This window comes from Streptomyces sp. SudanB52_2052 (assembly GCF_964272415.1).
Classification (GTDB): Bacteria; Actinomycetota; Actinomycetes; order Streptomycetales; family Streptomycetaceae; genus Streptomyces; species Streptomyces olindensis.
Window position 1 is genome coordinate 1,717,605 of record NZ_OZ186796.1, and the last position, 19,462, is coordinate 1,737,066.

General features: G+C 74.4%; 18 protein-coding genes. 4 read left to right on the forward strand and 14 right to left on the reverse strand.

Annotated elements, in window-relative coordinates; translation table 11 throughout:
- Positions 1–12: 12 nt before the first annotated feature.
- From ACSUPV_RS07615 to ACSUPV_RS07625, 3 genes are all read right to left on the reverse strand, one after another.
- Positions 13–594, reverse strand: a complete 582-nt coding sequence (locus ACSUPV_RS07615; protein WP_031120302.1) for a hypothetical protein — start codon at positions 592–594, stop codon at positions 13–15.
- Entirely contained in the window at positions 591–1,739 is a 1,149-nt protein-coding gene (locus tag ACSUPV_RS07620) for an ROK family glucokinase (RefSeq protein WP_037759848.1), read from the reverse strand. The genes ACSUPV_RS07615 and ACSUPV_RS07620 overlap by 4 nt, the downstream gene beginning before the upstream one ends.
- Before the next feature lie 64 nt (positions 1,740–1,803).
- Positions 1,804–2,541: a GntR family transcriptional regulator gene (locus ACSUPV_RS07625; protein WP_359795218.1), complete on the reverse strand. Its 738-nt coding sequence runs from the start codon at positions 2,539–2,541 to the stop codon at positions 1,804–1,806.
- A 128-nt stretch (positions 2,542–2,669) separates the two neighbouring features.
- On the opposite strand from ACSUPV_RS07625, the gene ACSUPV_RS07630 reads away from it, so the two are divergent.
- Positions 2,670–3,692 carry a Gfo/Idh/MocA family protein gene (locus ACSUPV_RS07630; RefSeq protein WP_037759850.1) on the forward strand — a complete coding sequence of 341 codons (1,023 nt, stop codon included), beginning with the start codon at positions 2,670–2,672 and terminating at the stop codon, positions 3,690–3,692.
- A 10-nt stretch (positions 3,693–3,702) separates the two neighbouring features.
- Here ACSUPV_RS07630 and ACSUPV_RS07635 read toward each other — a convergent pair whose 3' ends face one another.
- On the reverse strand, positions 3,703–4,377 hold the full coding sequence (locus tag ACSUPV_RS07635) for a response regulator transcription factor (protein WP_031120297.1): 675 nt from the start codon (positions 4,375–4,377) through the stop codon (positions 3,703–3,705).
- A gap of 98 nt (positions 4,378–4,475) precedes the next feature.
- A complete protein-coding gene (locus ACSUPV_RS07640; RefSeq protein ID WP_359795216.1) occupies positions 4,476–5,582 on the reverse strand; it encodes a hypothetical protein in 1,107 nt (368 codons plus the stop codon).
- Between the two features lie 171 nt (positions 5,583–5,753).
- Between ACSUPV_RS07640 and ACSUPV_RS07645 the strand changes: the two genes are divergently transcribed.
- Complete coding sequence (locus ACSUPV_RS07645) at positions 5,754–7,625, forward strand: caspase family protein (protein WP_436947179.1); 1,872 nt, start codon at positions 5,754–5,756, stop codon at positions 7,623–7,625.
- Positions 7,626–7,657: 32 nt separating this feature from the next.
- Here ACSUPV_RS07645 and ACSUPV_RS07650 read toward each other — a convergent pair whose 3' ends face one another.
- The 5 genes from ACSUPV_RS07650 to ACSUPV_RS07670 form a co-directional block, all read right to left on the reverse strand.
- A complete protein-coding gene (locus ACSUPV_RS07650) occupies positions 7,658–10,513 on the reverse strand; it encodes a CHAT domain-containing protein (RefSeq protein WP_037759855.1) in 2,856 nt (951 codons plus the stop codon).
- A gap of 1 nt (position 10,514) precedes the next feature.
- Positions 10,515–11,189, reverse strand: coding sequence for an RES family NAD+ phosphorylase (locus ACSUPV_RS07655; protein WP_382614989.1), 675 nt, complete (start codon positions 11,187–11,189; stop codon positions 10,515–10,517).
- Between the two features lie 3 nt (positions 11,190–11,192).
- Positions 11,193–11,834, reverse strand: a complete 642-nt coding sequence (locus ACSUPV_RS07660; protein WP_037759959.1) for a hypothetical protein — start codon at positions 11,832–11,834, stop codon at positions 11,193–11,195.
- On the reverse strand, positions 11,831–12,961 hold the full coding sequence (locus ACSUPV_RS07665) for a hypothetical protein (protein ID WP_031120289.1): 1,131 nt from the start codon (positions 12,959–12,961) through the stop codon (positions 11,831–11,833). Before ACSUPV_RS07665 ends, ACSUPV_RS07660 begins: the two co-directional genes overlap by 4 nt.
- A 119-nt stretch (positions 12,962–13,080) precedes the next feature.
- Positions 13,081–14,298, reverse strand: coding sequence for a sensor histidine kinase (locus tag ACSUPV_RS07670; RefSeq protein ID WP_436949882.1), 1,218 nt, complete (start codon positions 14,296–14,298; stop codon positions 13,081–13,083).
- A 236-nt stretch (positions 14,299–14,534) separates the two neighbouring features.
- On the opposite strand from ACSUPV_RS07670, the gene ACSUPV_RS07675 reads away from it, so the two are divergent.
- Positions 14,535–14,735 (forward strand): hypothetical protein, encoded by a 201-nt coding sequence (locus ACSUPV_RS07675; protein WP_031120287.1) that lies wholly within the window; start codon positions 14,535–14,537, stop codon positions 14,733–14,735.
- A 34-nt stretch (positions 14,736–14,769) separates the two neighbouring features.
- Here ACSUPV_RS07675 and ACSUPV_RS07680 read toward each other — a convergent pair whose 3' ends face one another.
- Both ACSUPV_RS07680 and ACSUPV_RS07685 read right to left on the reverse strand, forming a co-directional pair.
- Positions 14,770–15,165, reverse strand: a complete 396-nt coding sequence (locus ACSUPV_RS07680) for a ribonuclease domain-containing protein (RefSeq protein WP_031120286.1) — start codon at positions 15,163–15,165, stop codon at positions 14,770–14,772.
- A 149-nt stretch (positions 15,166–15,314) separates the two neighbouring features.
- Positions 15,315–15,941 carry a dihydrofolate reductase family protein gene (locus ACSUPV_RS07685; RefSeq protein WP_031120285.1) on the reverse strand — a complete coding sequence of 209 codons (627 nt, stop codon included), beginning with the start codon at positions 15,939–15,941 and terminating at the stop codon, positions 15,315–15,317.
- A 164-nt stretch (positions 15,942–16,105) separates the two neighbouring features.
- Between ACSUPV_RS07685 and ACSUPV_RS07690 the strand changes: the two genes are divergently transcribed.
- Complete coding sequence (locus tag ACSUPV_RS07690; protein WP_436947180.1) at positions 16,106–16,861, forward strand: SDR family oxidoreductase; 756 nt, start codon at positions 16,106–16,108, stop codon at positions 16,859–16,861.
- 54 nt (positions 16,862–16,915) lie between these two features.
- Here the strand turns inward: ACSUPV_RS07690 and alc are convergent, their stop codons facing one another.
- Positions 16,916–18,031, reverse strand: coding sequence for an allantoicase (alc, locus tag ACSUPV_RS07695; RefSeq protein ID WP_436947181.1), 1,116 nt, complete (start codon positions 18,029–18,031; stop codon positions 16,916–16,918).
- Positions 18,032–18,068: 37 nt separating this feature from the next.
- Positions 18,069–19,409: an allantoinase AllB gene (gene allB / locus ACSUPV_RS07700; RefSeq protein WP_436947182.1), complete on the reverse strand. Its 1,341-nt coding sequence runs from the start codon at positions 19,407–19,409 to the stop codon at positions 18,069–18,071.
- Positions 19,410–19,462 lie beyond the last annotated feature (53 nt).

The window sequence follows — 19,462 nt, forward strand, 5'->3', positions numbered from 1 at the left end:
CCCGGCGGCGGGTCAGGGCACGGTCCGGGACACGACGTACACCCAGGGGTACGCCGGGTTGGAGAGGTCCACGACGACGTCGTGCGTGGGGGCCGGGTTCTTCTGCCGGTGGACGAAGCCGTACCACCCGTCGCCCCCGGGGAACTTCCAGCCGGTCACCTTCCGGTCGCGGGCGCCGATGGTGATGTGGCCCTTCTTCAGGTCCTCGCGGGTCATGCCGAGGCCCGTCAGATAGGCGTCCAGGCCGGCCGCGTTGGTCTCGAACTGGGCGTAGAGGCGGCTGGTCTTCCAGTTGTTGGTCTCGTAGTACGCCACGTGCCAGGCGGGGTGCGGGACGGGCACCTGGTAGATGCGGCGCTGGAGCTTGGAGGGCCAGCCCTCGGTGAGGCCGGTCGCCGAGTACTTGGCCTCCTTGTCCTTGCCGCTGTCGCGGCTCTGGTTCGCGGAGATCACCAGGTAGCCGGCCGGGATGCCGATGAGCAGCACGATGATCAGCAGGGTGAGGGCCCTGCGGCGGATCATGTGGCGGCGGTCCTCGACGGGGCGGTCCGGCTCCTCGGGCCACGGGCCCTGGTGGGGCAGGGAGGCGGTCACAGCGTCTCCTGGGAACTGCGGAGCGACTGCGTGTACCGCTCGTAGCGCTCGTACCGCTCGACCCGGCGGCGCTTGGCGCGGCGGAAGCGGCGGGCGACCAGCCGGGCGAGGTCGGCGGCGCCGACCATGCCGGCCTCGGGGCCGAGCTGGGCGCGCACGATGCGGGCCTCGGGGCGGTAGCCGCGGCCGGTCAGGTGCCGCTTGAAGGCGTCGCGGGCCGGGCCGATCAGCAGGTCGTCGGCGGCCGAGACGCCGCCGCCGATGACGAAGCAGGACGGGTCGAGGGCGGCGGCGAGGTTGGCGATGCCGACGCCGAGCCACTGGCCGATGTCCTGGAGGAGTTCGATGCACATGGCGTCGCCGTCGCGGGCCAGCTCTGTGATCATCGGGCCGGTGATGTCGCCGATGCTGCCCTTGACGTGCTCGATGATCCCGTACGCGACCGGCGAGTCGGCGGCGGCCAGCTCGCGCGCCTCGCGGACCAGGGCGTTGCCGGAGCTGTACTGCTCCCAGCAGCCGCGGTTGCCGCACGGGCAGCGGTGGCCGCCGGGCACGACCTGCATGTGGCCGAACTCGCCGGCCACGCCGTACTTGCCGCGCTTGACCTGGCCGTCCTCCAGGATCGCGCCGCCGATGCCGGTGCCCAGCGTGATCATGACGAGGTGGTCCTCGCCGCGGCCGGCGCCGAAGCGCCACTCGGCCCAGGCGGCGGTGTTGGCGTCGTTGTCGACCAGCACGGGGACCGACAGGCGGCTGGCGAGGCGGTCCCGCAGGGGTTCGTTGCGCCAGGACAGGTGGGGCGCGAACAGCACGCGGTTGCGGTCGGCGTCGACCCAGCCGGCCGCGCCGATGCCGACGGCGTGCACGTCGTGCCGGTCGGAGAGGTCCAGGACCAGTTCGGCGATGGTGTCCTCGACGACCTTGGGGCTCTTGGACTTGTCCGGGGTCTCCGTGCGGAGCTTCTCCAGGATGTTGCCGTCGGCGTCGACGACGCCCGCCATCACCTTCGTACCGCCGATGTCGATGCCGACCGTGGGCACGCGGGGTGCCGTCAGGTGTGAGCGGCGCTCCCGAGTGCCGACCGTGCGGAGCACGGTGGCACGGCGGGAGCCGATGGGGGCGGTGAAGTCGCGGTAGGTGCTCATCGCGCCCGATTCTGCCTCACAGGACGGCACGGTGCGGTGCGCAGGGGTGGTGCGGACCGTCCTCTCACGTCCTCACAAGCAGCTGGAACTCGAAGGAATAGCGCGTCGGACGGTACGTGTGCGTGCCGTACTCGACCGCCCGGCCCGTGTCGTCGAACGTGACGCGTTGCATGGTCAGCAGCGGCGCGCCCGTCTCCTCGGCCAGGCGGTCCGCCTCCTCCGTCGTCGCCGCCCGGGCGCCGATGGACTGACGGGCGCTGTGGAGCGTGATGCCCGCCGCCCGCATCAGGCGGTAGAGGCCGGTGGTCTCCAGCTGGCCGGTGTCGAGGTCGATCAGGCCGGGGGGCAGGAAGTTGCAGAGGTAGGCCATGGGCTCGCCGTGGGCGAGGCGCAGGCGTTCCACGCGGTGGACGTCGCTGTCCTCGGCGACGCCGAGCGCGGCGGCGACCTCGGCGGAGGCGGGCACGACCGTGTTGACCAGCACCTTGGTGGCGGGGCGCTGGCCCGCCGCCTCCAGGTCGTCGTAGAGGCTGCTGAGCTCCAGCGGACGCTTGACCTGGCTGTGCACGACCTGGGTGCCCACACCGCGGCGGCGCACGAGGAGGCCCTTGTCGACGAGCGACTGGATGGCCTGGCGGACGGTCGGCCGGGACAGGCCGAGCCGCGCGGCGAGCTCGATCTCGTTGCCCAGCAGGCTGCCGGGGGTCAGCGTCCCGTGCTCGATCGCGGCCTCCAGCTGCTGGGACAGCTGGAAGTACAACGGCACGGGAGAGCTGCGGTCCACGCTGAGCTCGAGCTGCACGGTCGGGTCCACTTCTGGTTTCGGCACGCGCTGAGCGTAGCTCCGTGCGTTGTTGACGGGAAGTTGTGTAGTCAGATTGTCCGGACATGCAGATTGACAGGGGCGGGTCGGACACGCACTTTGTTTTCATGCGCATCGGCGTCATCGGTACGGGCCGCATCGGCACGATCCACGCGAACACGCTCAGCCGGCACCGCGACGTGGGCTCCCTGATCCTCACGGACGCGGATGCCGCGCGGGCCCAGGAACTGGCGTACCGGCTGGGTGAGACGGCGGCGCCGGGCGTGGAGGAGATCTTCCGCTGGGGCGTCGACGCGGTGGTGATCACGACGGCGACGTCGGCCCACGCCGAACTGATCGGTCGGGCAGCACGCTCGGGCCTGCCGGTGTTCTGCGAGAAGCCCATCGCGCTGGACCTGCCGGGGACGCTGAACGCGATCGCCGAGGTCGAGACGGCCGGGACGGTGCTCCAGATGGGCTTCCAGCGCCGCTTCGACACCGGCTACACGGGTGCCCGCGAGGCCGTGCGGTCCGGCAGACTGGGGCGGCTGCACACCGTGCGGGCGCTGACCAGCGACCGGACGCCGCCCCCGGCGGCCTGGCTGCCGCTGTCCGGGGGGCTGTACCGGGACACGCTGATCCACGACTTCGACGTGCTGCGCTGGGTGACGGGCCGGGAGGTGGCGGACGTGTACGCGACCGGGTCGGACGCCGGACCCGCGATGTTCCGCGAGGCCGGCGACGTCGACACCGGCGCCGCGCTGCTCACCCTCGACGACGGCACGCTCGCGACGGTCACGGGTGCCCGGCTGAACGGGGCGGGCTACGACGTGCGCATGGAGCTCGCCGGGGAGCTCGACCAGATCGTGGTGGGCCTGGACGACCGTACGCCGATCGCGTCCACCGAGCCGACCGGTCCGCCGGCCGCCGACAAGCCCTGGACGGGCTTCCTGGAGCGTTTCGGCCCGGCCTACGAGGCGGAACTGAACGCGTTCGTCGAGGTCGTCCGGGGCGAGCGGGCCAACCCCTGCGACGGGCGCGAGGCCCTGCAGGCGCTGCGCGTGGCGGAGGCGTGCGAGGTGTCGCGCCGGGAGCGCAGGCCGGTGCGCCTCGCGGAGATCCCCGGCGGGGCCGCCCACGCCCACCCGTGACGGCGGGCGGTCAGCTGCCTTCCTCCTCGTCGAGCAGTCCCGCGTCGTAGGCGAGCAGGGCGACCTGCACCCGGTTGTTCAGGTCGAGCTTGGCCAGGATGCGGGAGACGTGCGTCTTGACGGTGGCGACGCTCATGTAGAGCCCGGTGGCGATCTCGGCGTTGGACAGGCCCCGGCCGACGGCGACGGCGACCTCACGCTCGCGGTCGTTGAGGACGGCCATGCGGGCGCGGGCGCGCGTGCGGCGGGTGTCGGCGGCGGTGCCGGCCGCGTGCCGCATCAACTGGCGGGTGACGGTGGGCGACAGGACCGGGTCGCCGGCCGCGACCCGGCGCACCGCCGCGAGGATCTCGGCCGGCGGGGTGTCCTTGAGGACGAAGCCGGCGGCGCCCGCCCGCAGCGCCCGCAGCACCTGCTCGTCGGCGTGGAAGGTGGTGAGGACCACCACCTGCGGGGCGTCCTCGCGGGCCCGCAGCCGCTCCGTGGCCGTGAGACCGTCCACCGCCGGCATCCGGATGTCCATGAGCACGACGTCGGGGCGGGTGCGGTCGACGAGCGCCTCCGCCTCGCCGCCGTCGGCGGCCTCGCCGACGATCTCGATGTCGTCGGCCCCGCCCATCATGAACGACAGCCCGGCCCGCACCAGCGGATCGTCGTCGACGAGCAGCAGTCTGATCGCAGTCATGGGCTTACGTAATCACGGTCGGGCGCGGGCCGGGGCGCGGATGGGCGAGGGCTGGGCGCGGACGCCCCGGCGGCTGCGCGGAGTTGACGGTCCGTCGGTCAGGCGCGCAGCGTCACCCCGTGCCGGGCGCGCAGGCGGCGGATCTCCCACCAGGCCACCGCCGTCACCGAGGCGGGGCCGCCGAGGACGGCGAGGACCTGGACCACCGGCGGTCCGGGCGGCAGACCGCCCGCGAGCAGGCTGATGACCGTGAACTCCCACACCAGCGTGCCGGTCAGCAGGGCGGGGAGCGCCGCGTGCACGGCCGCGGTGTTGAAGCCGGTGCGGATGGCCGGGCCGGTGGCGAACCCGACGAAGAACAGCAGCCAGACCAGGGGAAGGGCCGCCGCGAGGATCAGCCAGGGCGCGGCGCCCGGCGACCCGGAGGAGGCCTCCTGCTTCCGGCCGAGCAGGACGATCGCCCCGCCGAGCAGCGGCAGGGCCGTCACGGCACCGATGTACCAGCCGGCCGACCGCAGCGCGGCCCGCACCCGTACCCGCATCGCCGACCGCGTCTGCGCCGACGCCCACCGGAACAGCACCGCGATCACCACGGGCGCGCTCAGCAGCAGCAGGGGCGGTGTGACCGCCAGCCGCATGATGTACAGCTCGCGGGCCTCGACGGCGTCCTCCGGGGTGCCGTAGACGGCGAGCAGCAGCAGGGACATGACGGCCGCGACCCAGGCCCGCGTCTTCTGCACGCGCACCACCTGCCGGTCGTCGCCGACCCGGTGCCCGTGCGGCGGGAACAGCCGGTGGGCGCGGACGCGGGCCGAGCGCGCGAACGAGTAGCACGCCACGAGCGGGACGATCGTGAACCAGGTGCACGGGGCGAGCAGCACCAGCCACATGCAGCCGGACATCCTCCCCTGCCCCTGCCGCAACAGCTCGCGCACCGAAGGCCATTGGGCGCCGCGCAGGCCGCCCCACCCCGGTCCCCAGGGGCCCGGCCGCCCCTGAGGCACGTTCGGGTACGGCTGGGGCGGATACGGCTGGGGCTGGGGCGGGTACGGCTGGGGCGGGTACGGCTGGGGCTGCGGGTGGCCGTACGGTGCGGGACCCGGCTGGGGCGGCACGTGGGGGCCGGTGGCCGGAGGCGGCGGGTAGGGTCCGCCGTTCGGCGGCCAGGGCGGCTGGTACGGGTTGGTGGGTCCCCCGAAACTCACGTGCGTGTTCCCTCCGTTACGCGTGGTGCTGAAGGCGGCACAAACATCAGCCATGGCCGCGTTCAAGTCAACCGGCCGCGGAGCGAAGGGTCATGGGGTTGCGCGCGGGCGCCCGGTATGCGCCCCGGAAACGCCCTGCCCGCGCCCCGGCACGCCTGAAAGGATCAGCGCATGCGCACCGTGTACGCCCTGCTCGTGGGCATCGACGACTATCCGGGACGGCCGCTGAGCGGCTGCGTCAACGACGTGCGGGCCGCGGAGAGCTGGCTGCGGAGCAGGAGCGGCCCGCCGGCCCGCATCCGGACGCTGCACGACGACCGGGCGACCCGGGCGGCCGTGCTCGCGGGCCTGGAGGAGCACCTCGGGCGCGGCGGCCCGGGCGACACCGCGCTGCTGTGGTTCAGCGGGCACGGCAGCCAGAGCCCGACCGCCGATCCGGGCGAGGCCACCGGCCGGTCCCAGGCGCTGGTGTGCCACGACAGCATCGCCCCGGGCGGACAGCCGGTGCTGCGGGACACCGAACTCGGGGCGCTGCTGGACCGCATCGCCGCGCGCGGCACGCATGTCGTCGCGGTGCTGGACTGCTGCCACTCGGGCGGTGCGACACGGGAGGACGGCGAGGTGCCGTCGGGTGCCGCGGTGCGGGGTGTGCCCTGGCAGTCGTGGTGGCGCGGGGCGTCCCGCGAGGGCGGAGGGCCGGGAACCGAGCCGGGCCGGCACGTGCTGCTGGCCGCGTGCCGGCCGCAGGAGCGCGCGTACGAGCACTTCCTCGACGGCCGGATCCGGGGGTGCTTCAGCCATGCGCTGCTGAGCGCGCTGGACCGGCTCGGCCCCACGGCCACGTACGGCGAGGTGCACGCGCTCGCGGAGGGCGGGGTGCGCGCGCTGAGCCTGGTCCAGCATCCGGAGCTGCGCGGGCCGGAGGACGGCGGTTTCCTGTCCGGCGAGCCGGTGCCGGCCTCGCCGTTCCTGCTGCGGCACACGCCGTGGGGGTGGGAGGTCAACTGCGGTGCGGCGCACGGGCTGCGGTCGGCGGGCGCCGAGTTCGCCCTGCTCGGGGACGCCGGGGCGCGCACGGTCGTGGTGCGGGAGGTGCGCCCCGAGTCGGCCCGGGTGGATCCGGTCGGCTGGCATCCGACGGCGCAGGACGAGCGGACGGCGCACGCCGTGACCCCGTCGGCGCTGGCGTTCCCGCCGGCCGTCGTGGCGCTGTCCGGTGAGGCGGCCGCCGTGCGCCTGGTCGCCGAGGCCGTCGCGGCGGTGCCCGCGCTGGCCCTCGCGCCGGACGGGCCTCCGTCGGACTCCGCGGAAGCGGGCCTCCTGCGGCTGCGGGTGGCGGCCGGGGGTGGCCGGGCGCGGGTGTCGGGCGGGGCCGGTCATCCCGTGTCGGACCTGCCGCTGCGGTCCCCCGCGGACGCGGCCCGCGTCGCCGACTGCCTGGCGCACATCGCGCGCTGGCACCACATCCGGGATCTCGCCAACCCGGATCCGCTGCTGTCGTCGCTGGTGCGGATCACCGTCGAGGAGACGCCGGTGGGCAGCCTGCGGCACGCGGCGGACGGCGAGATCGTCTGCGGGTACGCGCCCGGCGGCCGGGAACCGCAGGTGCGGGTCGGGATCCACAACTCCTCCGGGCGTGACCTGTGGGCGGTCCTGCTCGACCTGACGGACAGCTACGGCTCGTCCCCGCACCTGTTCGAGGGCGAGTTCATCGGGGACGGCAGGACAGGGTGGGCGCGGCGCGGCCGGCCGGTGTGGCTGCGGCTGCCGCAGGGGCGCGCGCCGGTGCCGGGCGCCTTCACCCGGGACTGGCTGAAGGTGATCGTCGCGGAGGACGAGCTGAACCTCGCCCCGTTCCGGCTGCCCGCTTGGTCCCCCGCGGACCCCTCCGGCGCACGCCTGAGCCCGGCTCCGGCCGGTGGGGACGGCGGTCTGCTGCGGCTGGTCGGCGCGGGCACCGAGGGCGGCCGGGACGCGGGCGGTCCGGCGTACGGGGCGGGCCGGTGGGGGACGGCACAGGTCGTCGTCCGCACGGAGGTGTGAGGAACCGTCACCAACCGAGGTGGGTGAAGCCGTCACCAGCCGAGGTGGGTGAAGCCCGCCCAGGCGGTGAGGTCGTCGCCGCGGATGTCGCCGACCCGGGCGCGCAGCCGGTCCGGCATGCCGGGCGGCGCCGCGCGGCGGTCGTTCAGCATCCACGACTGGGCGCTGCGCAGCGCCTGGCCCGGCGGCAGGCCCTCCCGGCTCATGAAGTGGTGGGTCATGTACATCAGCAGGGACGTCGCCTCGTCGGGAACCGGCCACAGGGAGCCGATGACCGAGCGGGCACCCGCGACGAGGAAGGCGGTGGACAGGCTGTACGCCTCGTCGTAGCCGTGCCCGGAGACGTTCGTACGGCAGGCGGCCAGCACCACCAGGTCCAGGCCGCGGTAGCGGGTCGCGCCCTCGGTCAGCTCCTCCGCCGCCAACCGCCCGCCGGACAGGGCGAGATACGCGCTGTGCCGCTCGCCCTGGCGCACCACGCCGTGGCAGGCCAGATGCAGCAGTCCGCCCCGCTGCCGGCGCAGCCAGTCGGTGACGGCCGCGGGCGTGGCCGTGCCGGGGCCGAGGAGGTCGCCGTCCGGGTGGAAGACGCGGTGGACGGCCTCGGCCTCCTCGCCGGCGTGGTGCAGGTCGCGGGTCGGGTTGCCGACGACGAGGGCCTGCCGGGTGCCGGCGGCGGGCCGGGCGGCCACCTCGCACAGCAGCCGGGCGGAGGGCGTGTAGGAGATGTTCGCCTCCTCGCACGCGTAGCCGTGCGAGCGGCGCCGGCCCGGCACGCGGGCGGCGTGCCAGGGCACCACGCCCAGGTCGCCCATGGGGACGAGCACCAGCGAGGGCGCCCGGCCGAAGCCGCGCGGCAGATGGTCCAGCAGGGGTCGCATCGCCGCCGTACCGGCCCAGGCGCAGAGCTGCTCCAGCGCCTGCCGGCTCGCGCCCGGGCCCGGAGCGGGCCCGGGCGGCGGCTCGGCGACGGGCGGGCCACCGGCGTCGCGGCCCGGGGTGCCGGCGGCGCGGTAGGTGGTGAGCGGGGGTGCGTCCAGGGTGAGGTGGGGCAGGTCGAGGGAGCGGGTGGTGCCGTCGGCGGCGACGACGACGGCCGCGCCGGAGCCGGGCCGCTGCGCGAGGAGCCCGGGCACGGCCCCGTCGCCGGGCACGAGGTAGACCAGCGCCGTGGCGCCGAGCGCGCGCAGCGCGGTGCCGATGTCCGCGGGTGCGGGCACGTCCAGCAGTGCCTGGTGCCGTGGGGAGCCGGCCAGCGCCTCCAGGACCCGCCGGCGCAGCCTGCTGGAGGGCCCGGCGACCGCGGTCTGGGCGGCGAACAGCATCTCCTCGCCCAGGTCGGGCACGCTGCCCGCGCCCTGCCACTCCCGCGCGAGCTCCGGCAGGCCGAGCTCCCTCAGCATGTCGGGCACGGTGGTGGCCACGGTCGCCGCGTGCAGGACGAGACCGCGCCCCGCGTCGAGGGCCCGTACGGCGTCGGTGTGGGCGCCGTCGGCCAGGCACCAGCGGGCCACGTCGAGGGCCTGGCCGCCCGCCATCCGGGCGGTCTGCGCGGCATGGGCCGTACCGGACTGGAGCAGGGCGCTCCAGGCGGCCGCGCGCAGGCACTCGAGGCCGACGCGGCGGGAGGCGTCGTAGTTCAGGCGTCTGACGCGCGGGTCGTGCGCGTGCGCGTCACCCCGCAGGCGGTAGGCCCTGGCCAGGTGGAAGCCCGTGCCGCCCCACAGCGGGTGGTGGGGTCCGCCGGTGAGTTTCAGGGTGTGCCGCAGCCAGGCGATGCCCTGGTCGAGGTGGAGGGCGCGGTCGGCGGGTGGTGCGAGCTCCAGGTCGGCCATGACGCAGTGGCTGACGCCGAGCCCGCCCGTGACGCGGATCCACCGGTCGTCGTCGGGTTCGAGCAGGTCCAGCGCGGCCTCCCGCAGGGCCACGGACTCCAGCATCCCCTGGTGGTCCAGGGCGAGCAGGGCCCGCTGCCCCACCGCGAAGGCCGCTTCGCCCAGCTTGTCGGCCTGGGCGTTGACCGGCAGGCCGGCGATCCGGCGCCGGATCTCCTGGGTGGGCGTCGCGGCGTCGGCCCCTTCGGCGGCGGGTTCGAACCGGCCGGTGCGCCGGGCCCGCAGGTAGGTCAGGGAGCCGCGGGCGGCTTCCAGGTGCGATTCGAACGCGAAGCGGTCCATGTGGTCGGCCGGCAGCCGGGAGAGGGCGCGTTCGAGAACCTGGATCTGCTCGGCCAGGGCCGGCTCGTCCTCGCGGCGGAAGGCCTGGTGGATGCGGAACAGGGCGATCTGCGCGCCCATGACCAGACGCTGGTCCGGGGTGAGGTCCGGGGACTCGGCGAGCCGGGCCATGTCGTCGACGGCCGTGTCGAAGTCGTCCTCGCCGCCGCCCAGTTGGCCCAGGTGGGTCCGCAGTCCGGCATGGACCATGTCCAGGTTCTCGCGCGTCCGGGTGCCGGGCGGATGCGCGGCCCGGGCCCGCTCGACCCGGGCCAGCGCCGCCTCCAGCTCCGCGGGGTCGGTGAGGTGCCGCAGGCCCCACGCGCTGTGTTTGACGACGACGTTCGCCTTCCACGTCTCGTCCGCGGGCCCGTGCTCCCACATCGCCTGCCAGAGTTCCTCCTCCTGCCGCGCGTCGGCGAGCGGCCCGTCGAGCCGCAGCAACGGGAGCAGGCTGAGGACCTGACCGGCCCGCAGCCCGGACGCGACACCGCCCCGGGGCAGTCCGGCCCAGTCCGCGTACAGGCGGTCGTAGGCCTCGCGGGCCGTCGTACAGCCCAGCCGCTCCAGCACCAGTCCGGACAGCCCGGCGAGATCCTCACCGCTGACGATGCCCCGCGTCCGCTGCTCGATCTCCCACAGCAGCGCCTGCGGGTCGTACGGTGTCGTCACGTCACGTCCCTCGTTCCTGCGGCCGCGGCGCGGTCCGCGTGCGGTACGGCGCCAGCACGCCGTTGAGCCACCGCTCCCCCTCCTCGGTCCCGAAGTCGACGGCCGGCGCGCCGGTCGGCTCCAGCACGGGCGCCCCGCCCCGGTCGTCGAAGAGGATCGCGACCCGGTCGGCCGGTTCGCGTTTCGACGGCCACACGAACCCCTGGGCCCAGGGCGCGGTCCGCCGGCGGATCCAGTGGCCCCAGTCGCGAGTCTGGGGGTAGTCCGCGCCCTCGGTGTGCACGAGCCACGTGTCCTGCGCCACGGCGGCGAGGTCCGCGCCGGACATCAGCGAGACGACCTCGACGTCGGCGGTCAGCCGCAGGAAGGACAGGCTGCGGCGTTCGAACGCCACGCGCGGCAGCAGCCGGTGGCCGGTGTCGGAGTCGAACGGCAGCGAGCGCAGCAGCACTTCGCAGACGGCGGCACCGACGCCGAAGCCGACGTAGAGGTAGCCGTAGCGGTCGTAGGGGGTGCTGTCGAAGCGGCCGCCGTAGTAGAAGGCGTGCGCGGGGCGGTCGTTGTACGCGGCGGGTGCGCGGTGGGTGGAGTGGACGCGGTACACCGGTGTGCCGGCGCGCAGCACCGCCCGGGTCGGTTCGCCCGGCAGGGACTCGGGCGGCGGGTACTTGCCCATGGGTCAGTCCTCCCCTTCCCGGGCGGCCAGTTCCCGTGCGGCGCCGAGGAGTTCGGCGTCGCGGCCGCGGCCCAGCAGGGCCGCCGGGGTGCCGTCCCACCAGGTGGTGCGGGACAGCCACCAGTCGGCGGCGCCCCACGGGTCGGTGTCGGCGCGCAGGACGGCGTTGACCTCCAGGACGATCCGCCACGGCATGGTCCCGGCCTCGAACTGGAAGAGGGGCATCCGCCGGTGGCCGTCCGTGCCGGTCAGGGCGATCAGCCGGGGGTCGGCGCCCTCGGTCCAGGGCGTGGAGGGTTCCCGGAGCAGACGGTCGCGGACGGGCCCGAGGACGGGTCCGACCATGGGGTTGCCGTCGAGGACGAGCAGGCACAGGTCCGCCGCCGCGTATCCCGCGTACTGCGGGTCCCCGGGCGCGCCGGTGAACCGCCCGGTGTCGCCGTGCCGGCGCAGCCGGGCGGACTCGTCGGCGGGGAGGGCGTCGAGGAGGGCCCGGGCGGCGAGGGTGGCGGTGTCGCGGTCGCCCGTCCCGGTGCGCAGGCGGGACAGGTGCGCGGTCAGCGGCGGCCGTCGGTCCGGTTGGAGCAGCGCCGCCAGTCTGTCCCAGTCGGCCGCGGCGGCGGCCAGCACCATGTAGGGGTTCACCCGCACCCGTGCCCTTTCTCGTCGGCTGCGGCCGACGCGGGTGCGGCGGGGGGCCGTTCACGCGCGCCGAGCGTCTCGGCCAGCAGGTCGGCGGCCAGGGGGCGGCGGACGACGAGGTGGAGGTCCGGGCCGGCGTCGGTGCCGGTGTCCAGTGCCGCCCACAGGGCGCTGACGCTGGTCTGCGGGGGCAGTCCGCCGCGGCCGGCGCCGAGCAGGGGGAAGCAGATCGACCGCAACGGCGGCGTGAAGGCGGCGCGTTCCTCGGACAGCAGGGCGAGCGCCCGGGCGGCGGCCGTGGCGACGTCCTGGGCGGCGACGTCGTAGTCGTTGGTGCCGGGCCTGGGGACGGCGACGGCCGCGTGGTAGATGCGGCGGACGCCCCGGGCGGCGAGGGCGCCCGGCTCGGTGGGGACGACCGTGCCGGGCAGGGCGGGGCGGCCCAGCAGCCCGTGCGCCGCACGCCAACCGAGGAGGGCGTCGTGCACCGGGTCGGCGGCGACGTCCCCGGTCGCGTCGCGCACGGCGCCGGCGCGGCGCAGGGACGCGGAGACGGAGGCCTTGTACAGCGCGGGCAGCGCGAGGTGCGTGTTGGTCGGGGAGACGATCACATCGACGTTCCGGAGGAGTTCGACGGGGTGCACGTGCAGCAGGACGTCCCGGGATCCTACGCGCAGGGAGCGGTGCTGCAAGTGCGGTGCGAGCAGGGGAGGTTGTGTGGTACGGGGCCGCTGTGGGGCGGTACCGGCCAGCCAGCACACCTGTTCGGCGATCTGGGCGAGGACCATCTCCTCCTGGCTCTTGCGGAAACGCTCGACGCTGACGCTGTACACCTGGGCGGCGAGTCTGCGCCGGTCCGCCGCGGGGCGGTCGCGCAGGCCTGGCGCCAGGCCGAGGGAGTAGCCGGCCGCCGCCTCCAGGTCGCCCCCGCCGAGCCGGGCCACGGCCGTGCGCAGCAGGTTCTCCACCTCGACGGGCCACGCGTCGCTGACGGCGGCGGAGTGCGCGGCGGCCGCCCGGCGGAGCAGCGGGACGTCGAGTTCCCGGATCCGGACCAGGCCCTCGGCCCGGACCGCCTTCACCTCCCTCAGCACGGACGCGACCTCGAACTGCGGTGCACCTGGCGACATATGACCATGATCCGCCGGTCACCTCACCGGCCACAAGTGCCTCGGTCCGGGCCTGCGGGAGGCCGGCTCCGGCGGCCGACCGCACGGGCCGGCAGCCCCTTGGGCCCCGCCGGCCCGGCTCACCCCCACGGCAGCCAGGCCCGCACCTCGAACCCGCCCTCCGCGGTGCGGCCGTGCTCCAGGCGGCCGCCCGCGAGGGTCGCCCGCTCCGTCAGGCCGATCAGGCCCTGGCCGGAACCCGGGACGGGCGGCACCTCGCCCTCGGGCGGCGGGTTGCGGACGGTGACGACGAGCCCCTCGCCCGGTGCGCCGCCGACGGACACGGTGACCTCCGTGCCGGGCGCGTGCTTGCGGGCGTTGGTCAGGCCCTCCTGCGCGATCCGGTAGGCGGTGCGGCCGACGGAGGACGGAACGGCGTCGGGGTCGTCGACACACTGGTCGAGGGAGACCTTCATGCCGGCCTCCCGGGACTCGGCGACCAGCGTGTCCAGCGCCGCGAGGGTCGGCTGCGGCCGGCCCGTGTCGTCGGGCTCGCCCGCCCGCAGGACGCCGATGATCTCCCGCAGGTCCTGCAGGGCCTCGTGCGCGCTCTCCCGGATCACGCCCGCCGCCCGCGCCGTCTCCGCCGGGGGCGCGTCGGGCCGGAACTCCAGGGCGCCCGCGTGCACGCTCAGCAGCGTCAGCCGGTGGGCGAGCACGTCGTGCATCTCCCGCGCGATGGCCTCGCGGGCGAGCCGCTGCGCCTGCTCGGCCCGCAGCCGCGCCTCCGTCTCGGCCCGCCGGGCCAGGTCCCTGAGACTCAGCAGCAACTGCCGCTTGGCCCGCACGAACATGCCCCAGCCGACGATCGCCACGGTGAACAGCACGGCGAACGGCACGCTCACCAGGTACGGGATGTCCGCGTCGGGACGCAGCCAGTAGTACAGCGGGGCCAGCGCCGCGTTGACGCCGCCCACCCAGGCCACATACCGGAAGGGGCGGTGCACGGCGAGCGTGAACAGGGCGATCATGCCCGCGCCGCCCGCGGTGTCCGAGACGAAGGTGACCGGCGTCATCGCCACGGCCAGCCCCAGCGGCCAGCGGCGGCGCAGCCAGACCGCCGCGCAGGCCAGCGCGCCGACCACCTGGTCGATGGCGGCCAGTCCCGGCGGTACGTGGGGGTTCTCGGTGAGCGCCTCGACGGCGATCACGCCCACCACGACGGCCAGCAGGAAGCAGGAGAAGTCGACGACCCAGTCCCGGGCGGTGCGCCGGGGCCGCCGCCCGGCCCGCCGGGCGTCGGGGTCGAGTTCGTGGAGCAGCGCCGACGGGATGAACCATCTCCGCCCGGTGAACAGCGCGGGCGTCTCTCCCGACGGCACCAGGGAGGCCTGTCCCACGTCGTCACGCTTCACGGTCGACAAATCTACGCAGCCGCGGCCGGTTCCACCCCTCCATGGGAGAGATCGTCGACCAAAGTCGTGCCACCGCAGACTTTCGGCGCGACGGACGGAGCCGGAGAGGCGACTTCCGTTCCTGGGTGCTCGCCCCGCGGCCGATGTGCGTGGGGGGTCCGCGGGGCGAGGCTCGGGGGATGAAGCAGGTGCTGGAGATTCTCGGCTTCCTCGCCCTCGTGCAGGGCGTGGCGGGCCTGGTGCACGAGTTCACCGACTGGAACTGGGGCCTCGTGCAACGACTGGGGTTCCTCGACGGCTTCGAGGTCTACGCGAGCGTCGCGCTGCTGGTGCTCGGCGTCGCCCTGTTCGCGGCGGCCGGGAGCCGGAAGTCCGTCTGAGCCGCGGGCGGACTCCCGGCGGTGGCCGGTGGGGTCAGCAGCCGTGGTCGACCAGGTCGAACGACGCGTAGTGGTCGGCCGTGTAGTAGTCCTCCTGGTGCTCCTCACCGGTGACGATGCGCCGGGCGCCGCGTGTGGAGGAGCCGGGGGTGATGACCGTGTACTCGTGGTAGTAGCCGGAGGGCTGGCTGGGCAGGATCCGCTCCCGGTTCTGGAAGACGGTGCCGTCCTGGTCGAACGGGTACGGGCCGCCCTGCTCGATCAGGTCGAGCGTGTCGTGGGCCTGGGACGGCAGGTCGCTGTAGCAGATGCTGCCGACGGCGGTGGGGGCCGCGTCGGCCGTGGTGGCGGAGACGGTGCCGCCGACGAGGAGGGCGGACAGGAGGGCGGCTGCTGCGCCGAGCCGCGAGGCGCGTGGGGGGAGATTCATGCGCTCATGATGACGCGCGTAGACAGTGGCATGTCAATGACAAGCTCGGAGATTTTCCCGTCAAGTCCGATGAGTTAGCGGGAAGTTAACCTGCCCTCCGGCGCCCGCACGCCCTGTTCACCAGCTACGGCGGGCGCCGGGCGGGGCGGCTACGCGTCCTCCGGCAGGGTGTATTCGCCGTACTGCGGGCGGCCCGCCAGGTCGTACGTCTGGATCGAGACGCCCGCGCCGGTGACGCTCCCCCCGGCGTGTGCGAACGCGGTCGGCACGGAACCCTCCGGGAACAGCCGGAACCCGGTGCCGAGCACGACCGGGAAGGTCAGCAGATGGAGGGTGTCGACGAGGTCGAGCGCCAGCAGCGACCGGAGCAGGGCGCCGCTGCCGTGCACCTGGACCTCGCCGTCGGTGCGCTCCTTCAGCGCGGTGACCTCCTTGGCGAGGTCGCCGGAGAGCACGGTGGTGCCCGCCCACGAGGGATCCGTCAGGGTCGAGGAGACGACGTACTTCGGCAGGGAGTTGAGCCCGGAGGCGACCGGGTCGGCGGGGTCGGTCACCTTCGGCCAGAACGTGGCGAAGATGTCGTAGGTCCGGCGTCCCAGCAGGAAGGCGCCCGGGCGGGTGAAGACCTCGCTGATGAACCGGCCGAAGTCCTCGTCGGCGTACGGGAAGCTCCAGCCGCCGTGGGTGAAGCCCCCGCGGGTGTCCTCGTGCGGCCCGCCGGGGGCCTGGTAGACGCCGTCGAGGGTGACGAAGAGGGTGGAGACGAGCTTGCCCATGGCGGGTGCCTTCCTTGCGGGGGTGTCTGCTTGCATCGGTTCAGACTCCGCCGACGCCCGCAACTCATCGCTGGGCCGTACGGCTCCCGGGCGGTCCGCGTGCTCACGGTCTCGATGTCCGTTGGCCGCCAGCGTCACCGGCGGTCGGCCGCTGGGATGGATCCATGACTTCTCAGGGAACTCTCGAAGCAACTCTCGACGGCAAGGTGGCTCTCGTGACGGGCGGGAGCCGTGGCATCGGTGCGGCGACGGCCCTGCGGCTGGCCAGGGAGGGCGCGGACGTGGCCGTCGGTTACGTGCACGGCAAGGAAGCGGCCGAGGACGTCGTACGGGCCGTGGAGGCGCTGGGGCGCCGGGCGGTGGCGCTGCGCGCGGACGCGGCACAGGCCGCCGACGCGGCCGGTGTCGTGGACGCGGCGGCCGACGCGCTCGGCGGGCTCGACGTCCTGGTGAACAACGCGGGCTTGGGCGTGCTCGGGCCGTTGGAGAGCCTGTCCCTCGCGGACGTGGAGCGGGTCCTCGCCGTCAACGTGCGGGGTGTCTTCCTGGCGTCCCGGGCGGCCGCCGCGCGGATGGGCGAGGGCGGGCGGATCATCACGATCGGCAGTTGCATGGCCCAGCGGGTGCCGGGTCCCGGCGGCACGCTCTACGCCATGAGCAAGGCCGCGCTGACCGGCTTGACCAAGGCCCTGGCGAGGGAGCTGGGCGGGCGCGGGATCACCGTGAACCTGGTCCATCCCGGTCCGATCGACACGGACATGAACCCTGCGGACGGCCCGTACGCGTCCGGGCAGGCGGCGATGACGGCGCTGGGCCGGTTCGGGACGGCGGACGAGGTGGCGTCGACGGTCGCCCACCTGGCCGGGGCGGCATACGTGACCGGGGCGGAGTTCGCGGTCGACGGCGGCCACGCGGCATGAGGCAGGGGGGCGCACCGGCGCTGTCCGGCCCGTGCGCCCCACGGGGCGGCCGGGTCAGCCGCCCAGCTCCTGGTGGCGGGCCGCCAGTCGGCTCGCGCCCTCCTGGGTGAGGGAGCCGAAGAGGCGCAGGCGGGAGATGCCGCCGTCCGGGAAGATGTCGACGCGCGCGTGCGTGCCGACGGCCGGGTCCGGGAGGACGAAGCGGTGGTTGGTGTCGGGCTGCAGGCGGGTGCGGGGCAGGATCTCCCGCCAGTCGCCGTCCTCGCCGTCCTTGACGGACACGGACGCCCAGCCGGCGCTGTTGCCCTTGAGGTAGGCGGTGTCGATCTCCAGGGCGCGGATCTGCGCCTGGGCGGCGAGCCGGTAGCGGATCCAGTCGTGGCCCTGGTCGCGGCGGCGGCGGGTCTCCCAGCCGTCGTCCATCTTGCGGGAGCGGCCCGGCTGGATGGTGTTGGTGGCGGGCGAGTAGAAGAGGTTGGAGGCGTCCTCGACCTGGCCGCCGTTCTCCAGGGCGACGACGTCGAAGGTGCCGAGCACCTGAAGCCACTCGGGGTCGGGGACGACCTCGCCGTACACGCGCAGGCGGGCGATGCCGCCGTCGGGGTGCTGGTTGACCCGCAGGTGGGTGAAGCGCTGCTCGACGGCGACGGCGAAACCGTTCGCCGCGTGGCCGCCGACCGCGGTGCGCGGCACCAGGGTCGTCCACTTCACGTCGTCGCCGAGGAGCTCCTCCGACGACGGTGAGCCCGCGACACAAGTGCCCTCGACGGACACGGCCTGCGGGTAGTTGCCGCGGAAGTGGGCGGTGTCGACGACGATCCCGCGGATGACACCCGGGGCGCCGAGGCGGACCAGCGCCCAGTCGTGGTCGTCGGAGGTCGGCCACGGGTGCTCGGCCGAGGCGCCGCGGCGACGGCGCGTCTCCCAGCCGTCCATGATCTTGCCCTTGTGCCCGAAGTGCTCCGGGTCGAACGCGGCGCGCTCGGGCACCAGCAGGTTCTCGCGCTGGGCGAAGAACTCGTCGTTGGCGGCGATGACTCCGGCTCCGAGGTGCCGGTCGGCGAGGTTGGCGTACTGGGTGAAGGGGAAGTCGGCGGTGCGGTAGTCCGCGTAGGGGTCGCCGCCTCCGTAGGGGTTCGCGTCGCCGGTGAAGCGGGGAATCGCCGTCACGATGATCAGGTCTTCCTTTCGGGTGTCCGGGGTGGATTCAGTTGGTCCGGGTGAGGAGCCGCCCCTTCGGTTCGGTGAACTCGCCGTCCGCGACGATCCGCTGTCCGCGCAGCCAGGTGGACTTCACGACGCCGTACAGGGTCCTGCCCGCGTAGGCCGTGACGCGGTTGCGGTGCTGCAGGGAGGCCGGGTCGACGGTGAAGGTCTCGTCGGGGGCGAGGACGGCGAAGTCGGCGTCGCGGCCGGGCGCGATGGCGCCCTTGCGGTCGTCGAGCCCGACGAGTGCGGAGGTCCGCGCCGACATCCAGCGGACCACGTCCTCCAGGCCGTGTCCGCGCCCGCGGGCCTCCGTCCACACCGCGGCGAGGCTCAGCTGGAGGCCGGAGATGCCGCCCCAGGCCGTCGCGAAGTCGTCGGTCTTGAGGTCGGCGATGGACGGGGAGTGGTCGGTGACGACGCAGTCGATGGTGCCGTCGGCCAGCGCCTGCCAGAGCAGGTCCTGGTTGGCGGCCTCGCGGATCGGCGGGCAGCACTTGAACTCGCTGGCGCCGTCGGGGACTTCCTCGGCGGTGAGGGTCAGGTAGTGGGGGCAGGTCTCCACAGTGATGCGGACGCCCTCCGCGCGCGCCTCGGCGATCATCGGCAGGGCGTCGCTGGACGACAGGTGCAGCACGTGCACGCGCGCGTTCAGCGCCTTGGCCTCGCGGATGAGCTGGGCGATGGCGCTGTCCTCGGCGTCCCGGGGGCGGGAGGCGAGGAAGTCGGCGTATTTGGGGCCGGGTCGCTGCGGGGCGGAGGCGAGGAGGTGGGGGTCCTCGGCGTGCACGATGAGCAGGCCGTCGAAGGCGGCGATCTCGGCCATGGTGCGGGCGAGCGGGTCGCGCTCCAGGTGCGGGAACTCGTCCACGCCGGACGGCGACAGGAACGCCTTGAAGCCGAAGACGCCGGCCTCGTGCAGTGGGCGCAGGTCCTTGAGGTTGTCCGGCAGGGCGCCGCCCCAGAAGCCGACGTCGATGTGCGCCTTGTCGGCGGCGACCTGCTGCTTGGTGCGCAGGTGGGCGACGGTCGTGGTCGGCGGGAGGGAGTTCAGGGGCATGTCGACGAGGGTCGTGATGCCGCCGGCCGCCGCGGCGCGGGTGGCGGTCCAGAAGCCCTCCCACTCGGTGCGGCCCGGGTCGTTGACGTGCACGTGGGTGTCGACCAGGCCGGGGAGCAGCACGTGATCGCCCAGGTCCTCCAGGCGGGCCCCCTCCGGTACGGGGGCGTCGTGGGGGAGGACGGCCGTGATCGTGCCGCCGGAGACCGCGACGGATGCGGCGCGCGTCCCCTCGGGCGTGATGACACGCGTCGAGCGGAGCACCAGTTCAGCGTCGGACACCCGAACCCCTTTCTTCAACGTTCTGTTGAAGGAGTCTTCACTCCCGTTCCGGC

Coding starts and splice junctions, on each gene's coding strand:
- ACSUPV_RS07620 (WP_037759848.1), bottom strand. CDS start 1,739: ATGAGCACCTACCGCGACTTCACCGCCCCCATCGGCTCCCGCCGTGCC.
- ACSUPV_RS07630 (WP_037759850.1), top strand. CDS start 2,670: ATGCGCATCGGCGTCATCGGTACGGGCCGCATCGGCACGATCCACGCG.
- ACSUPV_RS07635 (WP_031120297.1), bottom strand. CDS start 4,377: ATGACTGCGATCAGACTGCTGCTCGTCGACGACGATCCGCTGGTGCGG.
- ACSUPV_RS07645 (WP_436947179.1), top strand. CDS start 5,754: ATGCGCACCGTGTACGCCCTGCTCGTGGGCATCGACGACTATCCGGGA.
- ACSUPV_RS07655 (WP_382614989.1), bottom strand. CDS start 11,189: ATGGGCAAGTACCCGCCGCCCGAGTCCCTGCCGGGCGAACCGACCCGG.
- ACSUPV_RS07665 (WP_031120289.1), bottom strand. CDS start 12,961: ATGTCGCCAGGTGCACCGCAGTTCGAGGTCGCGTCCGTGCTGAGGGAG.
- ACSUPV_RS07675 (WP_031120287.1), top strand. CDS start 14,535: ATGAAGCAGGTGCTGGAGATTCTCGGCTTCCTCGCCCTCGTGCAGGGC.
- ACSUPV_RS07680 (WP_031120286.1), bottom strand. CDS start 15,165: ATGAATCTCCCCCCACGCGCCTCGCGGCTCGGCGCAGCAGCCGCCCTC.
- ACSUPV_RS07685 (WP_031120285.1), bottom strand. CDS start 15,941: ATGGGCAAGCTCGTCTCCACCCTCTTCGTCACCCTCGACGGCGTCTAC.
- ACSUPV_RS07690 (WP_436947180.1), top strand. CDS start 16,106: ATGACTTCTCAGGGAACTCTCGAAGCAACTCTCGACGGCAAGGTGGCT.